Annotated in this window: 12 protein-coding genes; 1 reads left to right on the plus strand and 11 read right to left on the minus strand. The window is 46.1% G+C overall.

The features are described 5' to 3' along the window. Window positions 1-21 precede the first annotated feature (21 nt). Window positions 22-240, minus strand: a complete 219-nt coding sequence (locus VNA68_01800; GenBank protein HVE80853.1) for a hypothetical protein — start codon at window positions 238-240, stop codon at window positions 22-24. Beyond that, on the minus strand, window positions 200-1,942 hold the full coding sequence (locus VNA68_01805) for a hypothetical protein (GenBank protein ID HVE80854.1): 1,743 nt from the start codon (window positions 1,940-1,942) through the stop codon (window positions 200-202). The genes VNA68_01800 and VNA68_01805 overlap by 41 nt, the downstream gene beginning before the upstream one ends. 107 nt (window positions 1,943-2,049) lie before the next feature. On the opposite strand from VNA68_01805, the gene VNA68_01810 reads away from it, so the two are divergent. After that, window positions 2,050-3,303, plus strand: a complete 1,254-nt coding sequence (locus VNA68_01810; GenBank protein ID HVE80855.1) for a hypothetical protein — start codon at window positions 2,050-2,052, stop codon at window positions 3,301-3,303. Window positions 3,304-3,389: 86 nt separating this feature from the next. Here VNA68_01810 and VNA68_01815 read toward each other — a convergent pair whose 3' ends face one another. The 9 genes from VNA68_01815 to VNA68_01855 all read right to left on the minus strand — a co-directional run. Further along, the gene (locus VNA68_01815) at window positions 3,390-3,839 is read right to left on the minus strand and encodes a hypothetical protein (protein ID HVE80856.1); all 450 of its coding nucleotides are present in this window, start codon (window positions 3,837-3,839) and stop codon (window positions 3,390-3,392) included. Window positions 3,840-3,991: 152 nt separating this feature from the next. Then, window positions 3,992-4,249: an RNA-binding protein gene (locus tag VNA68_01820; protein ID HVE80857.1), complete on the minus strand. Its 258-nt coding sequence runs from the start codon at window positions 4,247-4,249 to the stop codon at window positions 3,992-3,994. A gap of 137 nt (window positions 4,250-4,386) precedes the next feature. After that, window positions 4,387-7,470, minus strand: a complete 3,084-nt coding sequence (locus VNA68_01825; GenBank protein HVE80858.1) for a type I restriction endonuclease subunit R — start codon at window positions 7,468-7,470, stop codon at window positions 4,387-4,389. Beyond that, window positions 7,467-8,729, minus strand: coding sequence for a Shedu immune nuclease family protein (locus VNA68_01830; protein ID HVE80859.1), 1,263 nt, complete (start codon window positions 8,727-8,729; stop codon window positions 7,467-7,469). The genes VNA68_01825 and VNA68_01830 overlap by 4 nt, the downstream gene beginning before the upstream one ends. Further along, complete coding sequence (locus VNA68_01835) at window positions 8,726-9,880, minus strand: restriction endonuclease subunit S (protein HVE80860.1); 1,155 nt, start codon at window positions 9,878-9,880, stop codon at window positions 8,726-8,728. The genes VNA68_01830 and VNA68_01835 overlap by 4 nt, the downstream gene beginning before the upstream one ends. Further along, window positions 9,877-10,317 carry a hypothetical protein gene (locus tag VNA68_01840; GenBank protein ID HVE80861.1) on the minus strand — a complete coding sequence of 147 codons (441 nt, stop codon included), beginning with the start codon at window positions 10,315-10,317 and terminating at the stop codon, window positions 9,877-9,879. The genes VNA68_01835 and VNA68_01840 overlap by 4 nt, the downstream gene beginning before the upstream one ends. After that, window positions 10,318-10,704 carry a hypothetical protein gene (locus VNA68_01845; protein ID HVE80862.1) on the minus strand — a complete coding sequence of 129 codons (387 nt, stop codon included), beginning with the start codon at window positions 10,702-10,704 and terminating at the stop codon, window positions 10,318-10,320. It lies immediately after the preceding gene. Between the two features lie 28 nt (window positions 10,705-10,732). Further along, on the minus strand, window positions 10,733-11,587 hold the full coding sequence (locus VNA68_01850; protein ID HVE80863.1) for a hypothetical protein: 855 nt from the start codon (window positions 11,585-11,587) through the stop codon (window positions 10,733-10,735). After that, the coding region (locus tag VNA68_01855; protein ID HVE80864.1) for a hypothetical protein at window positions 11,584-11,909 on the minus strand (326 nt) is incomplete at its 5' end. The genes VNA68_01855 and VNA68_01850, both read right to left, overlap by 4 nt.

Here is an 11,909-nt window from a genome sequence, read left to right on the forward strand (position 1 = left end):
TACTGGGCCAGTACGGCCCAGCTACGAGCGGGGCGCCAAGCCGGCCAGCTCGTCCATCTTCATGGGCGTACGCTGGCTGGGGCCGCTACCACGAGCCGGCTGGGTGGCGGCTTGCCGCTTAACGCGCTTTGGCACCAAATCATCGAGACCATCGATCAGATCTGGGTTCTCCCGAATGATCTGGGAAAGCTCAGTGCCTTCATCCATCAGCTTTTCTATCTTTTTGCTCTTCCTGCTCATTACCCCTCACTTTCTGCTTGAGTTCAGCTAGTGTGGCTAGCTTGGTTTGGCATCTTCTGTGCAAGACCGGCAAGCGTTGCATGCGCAGGGCCAGGTCTTTTACTATCACCCGATCTATCGCGCTGAGCTTTGAGATTTCAGGGAGCGGGCTCATAGCTTCGTGCCACAGCATTTGACTATTGCTATGCTCCATTAGGAGTGTAGCAGGCAGCTTTTGGTTGGTCCAACTGCTCAGATTACTTAGCGTTGCAAGCGCTAGGCCGTGATCCGGCCGGCTGAATTCTAGTGCCGGCTGAATACAATTTTTAGCAGCGTAAGATTCATTTCTGGCCGCTACCCTCCAGTACGCATAGTAGTGGAACTGCACTAGCAGCTCTGAAAGCATTTCCTCTCTGTCTGCCGGATTATCCCAAAAGCTCTGGTATCGGGCAGTCATTTCTTCTCGCCCGCGCCGGCTAGCTTTTTTACTACTCAGCTGGTACATAAACAGCAGTTTGAAGATCACCGCTGCAGTTGGCTCTAGCTTCCTCACCTTGAGAGCGTCACGTATCAAGCGGTTAAGAAAATCAAACTCAGGGTGACTGCTTACCAACTCCTCGAATTGGTTATCCATATCTGTAAAACGTTGCACGGAATCGCCCAGATTATACTGCAGACTCCTGGCTTGCTTTAAAGCCTCTAGTACTTTCTTATACTCCCGGCTATACCACTGCTTACGCAGTCCGCCGTCATAGCCGGTAAGCGCGAGCCCCGGGATAACCTCACCGTACTTACTCTGCAAACGGACGATTTCCGGTATATTCCATTCGCTGCCGAACACACCGAAGCTGCTTTGGTAGGGGTCAACGTAAGCCCAACGTCCGTCACACAGCTCAATGGCCAGGCCATGATGCCAGTCCGATATGCGCTGGTTTAGCCGCCGCGAAACCTTTAAGCCCTGCAGAAGAGCTCTTCTGAGAATCGTTTTTGCACTGCTCTTGGGGTAGAAGTCTAGGTCGGCCAATATCGCCTCAAGTACCGCCACTTTGTAACGATAAAACTCGTCTGCTTTATCCTCCAACACCGTGCAGAACATATAACGGGCTCCCGTTAACTTGGCAAAGCCCATTAAGAGTGCGCTCATGCCGAGACAGGTTGGGAATTCGTCTTCGGCTAAGGAGGGATATCTGTAGGGCAAAAAGCGATCTATCTTTCGCTTCTCTTCCAGGTACCCAAGCCACTCTAGCCCCGGAGGAAAAATACCCTCAGCATTCTCCTGATCCTCTCGCTTGTCCAAACCCAGCTGGGCCCTGAGGTAAAGCAGCCCCTTTAGTAGGGATATCTGCAAGTCGGCATCGGCTTTCTTGTCGCCAAACGTGGCAGCCGTTTCCTTGATATTGTCTGGGAGCTGCTGAATGGCGGCATTGGTTAGGTGCTGGCCTACGACTGTAATCAAGGCGCTTTCTTCGCCGCCCGGTTGGGTTTTGCAATCTGGCAGATTGCGTATTGCCCGTAGGGCGGTTTTTTCGCCTACCCCATTCAGCAAATGGCCGAATACTTCGGCTCTCAGTGCACCCCCTCTATGCGTGCCAAGCGGATGCTTAATGTGCAGAGTACGCTCACGAGCCAGCTCACGCTGGTAGGCCTCGGAGCGCTTTACCTCACGCAGTGACACACCCGCACCTTTGTGCAGGGCCATAGCGCATAGCGCTTCTAAGCTCATGTGAGCTCCTTTTTTAGTTGTTCAGGTTCCACCCTGTAAGGTTTAGGTATTTTTACCAGTAATTGGCCTTTATGGCAAACATAAGCGTATTGCGGTATTATTTAGATATGGAAGAAAAGATTATGCTCCCCTCTTTTTGGGCTCGGCATAAGAGAAAAATAATCATTATGGCCATAGTGCTTGTTGTGTTGTTGGCGGGTATTGGCAGTTTTATATTAGCCAATCGGCATGATGGCCGGGGCGGAGGTAAGAGCCTATTTGGCGGCAGTGAGGCCGAGCAGGCCGGCCGCAGGATTGCCGGCAAATGCAGCGGTAAGGGGCCGGGCGTCTTAAGTAAACCAGCTATGGACCAGGCCGATTTCAGCCACATTATTCCCTACGGGCTGATGGTGGGCGGCCACGTGACTCCCATAGACCACCAGTACTTCTCCCCGGCCGATTATAAATCCCCTCGCGATGCCTACCCGGTTTATGCCATGGGCGATGCCCGTTTGGTGCAGATACAGCACAGAGTGCAGGGCGGGAACGATAACGATACCGTCCGCAGCCGCATTACCGATGAATGGCGGCTGGTATTCACCCAGAGCTGTACCTTTATGTACTACTACGATCTGGTGACCAGTCTGACACCGGAGATCAAAGCCGAGTTCGAGAAAAACAGGCGCGGGGACAATTACGCCCAGGTAGATATTCCAGTTAAAGCTGGTCAGCTGATCGGCCGTATCGGTTCGCAAACACTCGACTTTGCGGTGTGGGATACGCAGAAGCCTCTAAAAGGGTTCGTGAACCCAGCCAGTTATGAGAACGAGCCGTGGAAGCTCTACACCGCCGACCCGCTCGACTACTACACCCCGGAGCTTAAAGCCCTGATGCTGGCCAAATACGCCCGTACGGCTCCGCCCATCAGCGGCCAAATAGATTACGATATAGACGGCAAGCTGCGCGGCAGCTGGTTCGAGGAGGGCAAGACGCAGAAAGACATGCACGATTGGACTATAGAGGTATCGTTCTCCCCCGACCATTACGACCCGAGCCATTTTATGATTTCTATGGGGCTGTACGATAAGGACGCCAAGCAGTTTTATGCCAGAGGTAACGCTCCCGATCCGGCCACCGTCAGCCCGGCTAGCGGCCTAGTAAAGTACGAGCTTGTACAGGGCCGTTATGTTCTGCCCGATGGCAGCCAGTGGAGCCAGATGACGCTGGCCAAGGGTGCGCGCGTGCAGCTGCAGTCGCATGCGGCCGGTGTGGTGTTAGTGCAGATGTTAGAGGGGCGCAAGCTGAAGTTTGAGGCCTTCCCGGGTAAAACTGCAGCACAAGTCAGCGCCTTTACCCCTGCCGCCAAGGTTTATACCAGGTAATTGATCTGATAAAATTGGTCTGATAAATAAGAAAAGCCCCCGAAAGAGGGCTTCTCTTTCAGGGGTACGTAGTCGCGCCACAAGGCTTAGTTAAGCGGAGCGGCCTCTCGCATCTTACGGGCCTTATCGGCCTTCAGCGATTCCTTTTCGCATTCGTGGATGCTGGTTAAGAACCCCTCCACGTCGTCTGTTATCCTGCGCTCAATCTCTTCTGGGCTCATCGCTGTCAGCCCGTAGATAGTGCGCATTACCTCTTTAAAGTGTTGGGTGATCTGGGCCAGGCTGTCGCTAACTACCTGCCGGTGGATGTAGTCTTGTCTCCTTGGTATCTCCGGCAGTACATCGCTCACGGTAATTGCCTTGGTCTCTCGCGTAAACAGCAGCCTGCTTTCGCCGAAGTCTATGATGTTCTCTATGGCGCTGCCGCCACAAGAGGCTCTTGCGACCGACTCTACCGCAATCACCATCTCGCAGGCATAATGCCCCTGGATGGTCAGTAGATAAGCGTTAGTGAAATCTACAAAACCCTGGGACATTATTCACCTTTCAAAAGTAGGTTTTTTAGGTGCGAATATCGCCCTACTTTACGATAATATTTACCTGTAGTCAATCTGTAAAATTAGTAATAGACCAATAAGAAAACCCTCCTTGCGGAGGGCTTCCTTATTTTTGTGTTTGTACTTCTACTTTAGCGGTCTTTCATTGGGCGGGCAATGTTTACGGTCAATTTTCTACCGTCAACTTCTGCGCCGTTCAATGCTTCAATCGCTTTGTTAGCGTCTTCTTCGCTGGCTACGTCTACGAAACCGAATCCTTTGGATCGGTTGGTAGCGCGGTCGCGAATAACGTTAACCGACTCTACCGGTACAACTGCTTCAAACGCTTCTTTTAGCTGCTCTTCAGTGGTGTCCCACGAAAGGCTGCCTACAAATAATCTGCTCGACATTGTTTATTCGTTCCTTGCTTTAATGTTTCCTGTAGGACGACCATTCTTTCTTGCCCGTCCTTTAAAGAGAGACACTTAATGCAAGAAACCTACTGCGCACCAGTATACTCCATTTTGCAAGTATGCAATAGCTTAAATTACGCTAACTCATCGCCGAACAGGCTGGCTTGCTCAAGTACTAATTTTGTTGCAATGGCCTGATTGTCTGGCGGGTAGCCAAATTCTCGGAGCAATTTCTTTACTTCAACTCTTAATCTAGCCTGCGCACTCTCTCTTAAGCTCCAATCTACAGATACGTTTTTACGAACACGCTCTACTAAAAGCTTGGCTAGATTGCGCAATTTTTCATCTCCCATTATCTCGTGGGCATTACCATGTGCTATAAGCGCGTCATAGAATGCTATTTCTGTCTCTCCTAGCCCGCTGCTTTCTTCGCTCTCAATTTCTGTGCGTACTTTTTTAGCAATCTCTATTAGCTCTTCTACCACCTGGGCTGCTTCAATTGTGCCGCTTTTGTAGCGCATTAATGTTTCTTCTAGCATTTCAAAGAAGCTATCCATTTTAACCTTATTGCGCTTAAATCGAACCTTAATCTTATCTTCCAGTAGTTTCTTTAATGTCATTGCAGCAAGGTTCTTGCGCTCCATGCTACGCATTTCTGCCAAAAACTCATCTGAGAGTATCGAAAGTTCAGGCTTTTCGAGTCCAGCCGCAGCAAAAATATCTACTACACCTATTGGGGCAATGGCCTTATCTACTATTTGACGAATTGCCAAGTGATAATCCTCGTCAGAGGGGCCACCGCGTGGGTCCCCAACCTTCTCAAGCCGCGCGTTGACGGCCTGGAAGAACGCTACCTCTTCACGTACTGTAATGGCGTCATCATGTGGCATGGCCAGCCCAAAAGCTTTTCCAAGTTCAACCACATGCCGCTTCAATCGTTTAGGGCCATCTTCTAACCCTGCAATATGCTCCTGAGCATCCAGGATGATCTGTAATTGCTCGTTGGTCTTTGCCTTGAAGTAGCGCTTGTAGTCAAAACCATGGAATAAGTCGCGCACCACTTCATACTTCTGCTTCATTATCGCAACCGCTTCAGTCTGATCGATAGTAGGTGTGCCTGTACCTCCGCCAGCGGTATAGTCGGCCAAAGCTTCACGCAAGGCTGATGCGACTCCTAGATAATCAACCACCAAGCCACCATCTTTGCCTGGGTATACCCTGTTTACTCGAGCAATTGCCTGCATCAAGTTGTGGCCTTGCAGAGGCTTATCGAGGTACATTGTATGCATATTGGGCACGTCGAAGCCCGTTAGCCACATGTCGCATACAATAACCAACTTCATATCCGATTCAGGGTTCTTCATGCGTGCAGCGAGTAGGCGCAGCCTATCTTTACTGCGGATGTGCGGCTGCAGGGCTTGATCGTCAGAGGCAGAGCCAGTCATTACGGCCTTAATGAAGCCTTTATTATCAGAGTCGTTATGCCATTCCGGCCTTAAGGCTACAATTTTTTCATACAAGTCAGCTGCAATCCGCCTACTCATGTTCACAATCATAGCTTTGCCATCGATTGCGCTCAGCCGCTCCTCAAAATGTCTTACGATATCTTCGGCTACTAACTGCAAGCGTTCATTGTTACCTACAATTGCTTCTTTTTGGGTCCATTCAGCCTTCAGCTGATCTTGGCGTGATACCTCTTCTCCCTCCAGCAAGCCTTCTATCTCAGTATCCAGCCAGTGTTTGGTAGACTCATCCATTCCCAGGTCAATTAGGCGGCTTTCATAATAAATTGGCACAGTGGCTTTATCTTCTACGGCTTGCTGGATATCATAGATGTCTACGTAATCACCAAATACCGCAGGTGTGGATCTATCGTCTCTTTCAAGAGGGGTGCCGGTAAAGCCAATATAGCTAGCAGATGGCAGCCCGTCACGCATGTATTTAGCATAGCCATACACTAGCTGCGCATCGCTCTGGCGAATGCGTGCCTTTAACCCGTACTGACTGCGGTGAGCCTCGTCGGCAATCACGATGATGTTGTTCCGATCACTTAGGACCGGCATCTTGTCATTGTCTTCGCCCGGCGCAAACTTTTGAATTGTCGTAAAGATCACGCCGCCAGACTCTCGGTTTAGCAGTTTGCGTAATTCCTTACGTGTATGTGCTTGTACTGGTTCTTGGCGCAATATGTCTTGGCAGGCTGCAAAAGTATCAAATAGCTGGCCATCCAGGTCATTTCTATCGGTTACGATTACAATAGTCGGATTCTTTAGCTCCGCCGCCATCGCCAGCTTGCCGGCGTAAAACACCATAGAGAGCGATTTGCCAGAGCCTTGCGTATGCCATACCACTCCAGCCCGGTGGTCAGCTTCTGGCTTAGTAGCTTTGGTGGTGCTCGCTACGGCTTTTTGCACCGCCCAGTATTGGTGGTAAGCCGCCACTTTTTTTACAAAGCTACTGTCCGAGCGTTCAAACACAATGTAGTTCCGGCAGATGTCCAGCAGCCGGTCTTTGGCGCACATGCCACGAAGTGCGACTTCTAGCATGGGCACGTTTCCTGCTTCTTTTTCCCCATCGATTGTCTTCCAGGGCATAAAGCGCTCAAGGTTCGAGTTTATTGTGCCTACACCAGTGTCTATGCCGTCGCTAATTATGCATAGCTCATTGAATCTAAAGAGGGCTGGAATTTCATCTTTGTAGGTTTGAATCTGTCGATACGCCTTTTTGGTATCTGCCTTAGCGTCTGCTACATTTTTTAGCTCAATGACCACTAGCGGTAATCCGTTTACAAATAGCACAATGTCTGGCCGGCGGTGATGATCACCCTGCTTTACGGTGAGCTGATTAACTGCTACAAACTCATTGTTATCAGGGTTTTCAAAGTCAAAGAGCCAAACCTTATCGGTACGGATTTCACCATCTTTATCACGAACCTCCACATCTACACCATTAACTAGCAACTCGTGAAAATCTCTATTATCTAGCAGCAGTGTTGGTTCTTTACTGCGAATAATTTTTTTAATGGCTTCTTCGCGAGAATTAGCAGCGATGTTGGCGTTTATTCTAGCGACTGCTTCTTTAAGCCTGCGGCCTAGAACCGCATCAGTATACTCCCTTTCATTGGCTCTGTCTGGTTCAATGTCCGGCCCATGCAAAGTCTCCCAGCCAAGTTCACCCAGAATATCCATCATCGATTTCTCAATCTTATCTTCGTTCATTTATCCCTGCCTGTAATGATCTTTTTTAATCCTTTGAGCTTCATAAGAATTTCATCAAACGTTACAACCTCTACATCTTTACTGTTCGATCTCTGTAGTTCAAATGCCTTTTTATTTTGCTTGTTCTTACCCTTCACGCTACCTGCGACAATCAAACATTTTGAGTTGTAGGTTTCAAATTCTTTATCAGCCTTTTTATTAAGCTCATAGTACTCTTTCTGAAGATTATCCCTTTGGTCTAGCACCTGGTTGATTGCGCCGCTTAACTCTTTACTGATCGCAAAAACATCCTCACCTCGATAGGCGTGCTTCTTGAGCAGGGGTGTGTTATGTGTTTTTATTTCAATTATTGCAACGTTGTCAGTTAGAGAATTCTTATAAACAAAGTCGGCCACTTTCCCGTCTTTATTGTCTATAGATTTACCGCCAACGTACGCTTTGTCTTCAAAAAATAGTACTGCACTTGAAAATAATTGTGAAAATATCCAATTATATCTTTTAAAGAATTTTTGCCATCTCTCTTCGAGGCTTTGACTCTCATTTTTCTGCAGTGATATTTTCTCAAACTCCTCGATTACATTTTCAATATAAAACTTCTCAATTCTTTCCCGGGCCTGGAGCACTGCCCCTTCATTTGAAAGTAGTTCATCTTGATCTGTATCCCTGGTCAGTTCAAGTAATGCATTAACGTCTTTCCTGGAAAGGTCTGTTGCTTTAATACCACTCCTTACTACAAATCTGCTCAGCATATCTTCTTTGTATCTATTTACAGGTGGCTTAAAATCTCCCGGATACAGTCTGCCAAGAGAATCAACTGCTTGAGCGTCTAATTCCTTGTTGTGACTTTCAATTAAAGATGAAAATTTCGGAAACTCTAAATCTAACTGTTTTGAGTTAATTTCGACCCTACCCCCTGATATTTTGTTTGTTATCTTGGGTCCAATAATTATTTCGTAATCTTTATTCTTTTTGCTCAGCGGCTTCACTAATCTCGATAATGTTTTGGTAAAACCATATCCTCGCGACCAAGAGGAAAACCCCCTCGGTAGCTTGTCGGGCATACCTACAAAAACAATTCTTTTTACATCTTCATACTTCGGCTTTCCATTTCGACCGAAAGGATAGAAGACGACTCTGTTTGTCTTTTTGAAAACTTCTTTCGATTTAATATTTAATTTATTTCGCTCATCGACGTAATGATAAACGGTTTTTGTGGCCAAGTCCTTTTCGACTCTTTCGTATGGTGGCTTAGGGTTCATACTTTTATCTTTCCGGAGATTAATCGAGGCAAAAGCGAATCGCGAAGATTAGAAAGACCTCGTGTCTGAATCGAATTCTTAATCTGAAGTTCATGAAGTGGTCTAAATATTGCATCCAATGCTCGCAATTCTGCTTCACTTGGTACCGACACCTTGGCTTCTTTTAGATGGTGACGTTGGATATGTCCCATTGTTGTTGCTTTTCCGGCCGCTGTATCAATAAATCTCTTCAAATGGCGTTTCGTCCATAGATAATAAAACCATTGCGGATATATTTCAGAGGTAACTTTGAATAAATGTTGATTAAGCGCTCCATCGCCATCGGTCCATATTTTTACAATAAGTGTGCCGGACCATGAAAAAAGCATGTCCTCGTCGTTAACCAAGTATTTTTCTGGTATGTCAGTTGTGGCGCGGTCGGTGCTGTCGGTTATTCCAGTGGACATTTCGCGAATTTTTATTACGGGCAGACTATTTACGGAATTGTCTGCAGGAAATTTTTGCATAGCAGCTCCGTTCAAAAATCCGGCAATCTCATCAAGGGATTTTTTGGGCCAGGTTTTGGCTTCTGGGTTGTCAATGAAGTAATGTTTAAATAACACTTGACCGATTTTCTCCAACGTCTGATTCATCTGCCGATTCGACTGCACTTTTTGGTCTATTTCGAAAAGAAAGTCACTTATTTTCTTTTGCTCTTCCAGGGAAGGTGCGATGATTTTCAAGTTTGAGAAAATTTTTGTTGTGAGACTCCCTCGAATACTTTCATTATCAGACAAGGCTCTCAACCTCTCATACATAGATGAAATGACATAAAATAAGAATTTATCATCTACAAATTTTGAATTTGGTCTCAATTCTATTATTGATTGATTAATGTAAGTGTCGTTCATTAAATATGATGCTTGGCCTCTGGTTTTTCCTTGGCCTGCCGAAGCAATAACAGTACTTCCTCGCAATGCCTTTCTGGTGCTTGAATTGCGAACACCTTCTTCGGTAATAGTTTTTTCAGTTTTATAGATATACCTTTGACGAGTCTCCCCGGAGTTAAGCCAGGGTATGCCCCCTCCCCAAAATTTGGGATTTGAGGTTTGCGGTGTCCCACCACTGGTTATAGCTTCACAGATTTCACCAAGCAAAACCGTCTTCATCATAGCCACTCCAGCTTTAGACCATCATTTTCTATAACGACCTGGCAGAGATATTTGTAATCCAGCTCATCACGCATTGCTTTCAAATCAGAATGATCATCACCTCGAGCTCTCCACTTTAATGCGATAACTAAAAGGTTATCGCTGTTATGCCCGCGATGATGAACAATAATATCCGGTCTTCTCTTTTTACCATGTAGTTGCTTGGGCACATGATCAGTTATCGCGTATACAGAGCTTTGCGAACCTTGCATGCGGTTATATTCACAGTCAATGTTGTATTCCGGAAAGTATTTTTCTAAATATACAGCTAACCTATGTGCTATAGTCCACTCACTAACGGTCTTTTCTAATAAAAATGTATCTTTAAACTCAACTTCTCTACTGGCTCTAGAGACAAACTCTTTAACTTTCGCATAATCAAGCAAAACCGTCTTCATTTATATCATCCCGCTTTTCTTTAGAAGTTTTTGAAACTTCTTATTTTGCTCAATATATTTATCAGGATTATCTGCATAGTACTGCGCACGCTCTTCGTAGTCGTTATTGTGGTTTCTGACTCCTCCGCAGCGTTGACATTGCCACTGCAACGTACCAGATGGAGATTCGAATAATGACTTAAGTTGAAATTGGTTATTAGCTGATGGAGTCATCTCCATGTGGGTACAGGCATTCTTGAGCTTTTGTGCTAACTTCTTGTCTTTTCGTTCCAAATATTTATTAAAATCAAAACTAAGCGTAATCTTAACAGCAATAATTGATATGGCTGCAGCAAAAATAATGCCAATTATCTGCCAAAAACTTAATCCAATATTTACGCTGTCCATGGTCTATCTCCACGCAAAACCGTCTTCATCACAACAATCCTTCTAAGGCAAACGAACCATCATGCTTATAACACTTAGCCGTATCTTCACCGAAAGCATGTGAAATATCTTTGGCAATACTAAAAACAATCTCATCAATTTTTGTTTCTTTTGACACCGTGCGCTTTATCTGTAAATTATGAGCAAATTTGTTAAGTGATGCTTTGCTGTTAAGGATATCGTACGGTTCCACCCATTTGTGATTGCCGTCAGGCCCTCCACCAAACCCACCAAGAGCAAAGCTCTTAACATTTCTCAGTGATAGAATAATTAAAGCATCTTCCGCGTATTGAAAGTTTTGATAGTATTGATCGGCTAAATTAAGTGTTAGCCAGATACGAATCATGATATGCCTAAGCATTAAGACTGGTTTATTGCTTCGTGTGAGGTAGGTTATGTCTCCTGATAAACCCCATTCTATATAGCCATTTGTTTGGAATACATGATATTGACGGTAATGATTCATATTTTCTCCACTACCTGAGATACGTGGATAAAGAACCCCATTTTGTATGAGTTGTTTTTCGTGCATCCAGATTATCTCTGACCTGGGCAGGGGGTTCACTCCTCTTGAGTGTCGCTCTATCCATGCTTGAGCATTTTCGTCATGGAGGGGAACGAGATTGTCTTTAGGTTGACTTGGCACCACCGAGATAAGCGCAAGAGGAATTTTTGATTCCTCTTCAGGGTAACTAGGATTGATTAGTAGTTCAGACTGCGGGTTCAGGGCAAAACTTTCGGAGCTTGGGAGTAGCAAGTTTCGCTGCGCCAGTATTTGGTCAGTAGCTGGTAGTTGGCTGAGTGCGCTATATTGCTCGATGGCGCTATAGTCTATCTGGCTCATGAGTATTTCTCCTCAACGATATCGACTATTTTATTCCACAGAAGCTCAGTAAACTCCTGGGCAGTCAGTTCTTCATGTGAGCTACCCATAGTGAATATACTTAAGTCATGCATTTTAAATACGGCTTGTTCTTTTTCCCTGCTCCATTCAAAGTTACCCCAGGCATTAAAGCCACTTGGTGGTTGAGTTCCTCCCTCGGCTACAGATATGGCCAGACCTGAATCATTACCCATCGCCCCTGACTGAAAATCTAGGCTATAAACTAAATTACCGCGAACAAGCACTCTTAATCCCGGCTTTGCGCCCTGCCCTATGATGGTTA

The sequence above is a fragment of the Candidatus Dormiibacterota bacterium genome (assembly GCA_035536395.1).
Lineage (GTDB): Bacteria > Patescibacteriota > Saccharimonadia > UBA4664 > DATLOE01 > DATLOE01.

Excerpts from the sequence above, each read along its gene's own strand:
- VNA68_01825 (HVE80858.1), bottom strand. The coding sequence starts at position 7,470 with ATGAACGAAGATAAGATTGAGAAATCGATGATGGATATTCTGGGTGAA.
- VNA68_01840 (HVE80861.1), bottom strand. The coding sequence starts at position 10,317 with ATGAAGACGGTTTTGCTTGATTATGCGAAAGTTAAAGAGTTTGTCTCT.
- VNA68_01845 (HVE80862.1), bottom strand. The coding sequence starts at position 10,704 with ATGGACAGCGTAAATATTGGATTAAGTTTTTGGCAGATAATTGGCATT.
- VNA68_01810 (HVE80855.1), top strand. The coding sequence starts at position 2,050 with ATGGAAGAAAAGATTATGCTCCCCTCTTTTTGGGCTCGGCATAAGAGA.
- VNA68_01830 (HVE80859.1), bottom strand. The coding sequence starts at position 8,729 with ATGAACCCTAAGCCACCATACGAAAGAGTCGAAAAGGACTTGGCCACA.
- VNA68_01835 (HVE80860.1), bottom strand. The coding sequence starts at position 9,880 with ATGATGAAGACGGTTTTGCTTGGTGAAATCTGTGAAGCTATAACCAGT.
- VNA68_01815 (HVE80856.1), bottom strand. The coding sequence starts at position 3,839 with ATGTCCCAGGGTTTTGTAGATTTCACTAACGCTTATCTACTGACCATC.
- VNA68_01850 (HVE80863.1), bottom strand. The coding sequence starts at position 11,587 with ATGAGCCAGATAGACTATAGCGCCATCGAGCAATATAGCGCACTCAGC.
- VNA68_01820 (HVE80857.1), bottom strand. The coding sequence starts at position 4,249 with ATGTCGAGCAGATTATTTGTAGGCAGCCTTTCGTGGGACACCACTGAA.
- VNA68_01805 (HVE80854.1), bottom strand. The coding sequence starts at position 1,942 with ATGAGCTTAGAAGCGCTATGCGCTATGGCCCTGCACAAAGGTGCGGGT.
- VNA68_01800 (HVE80853.1), bottom strand. The coding sequence starts at position 240 with ATGAGCAGGAAGAGCAAAAAGATAGAAAAGCTGATGGATGAAGGCACT.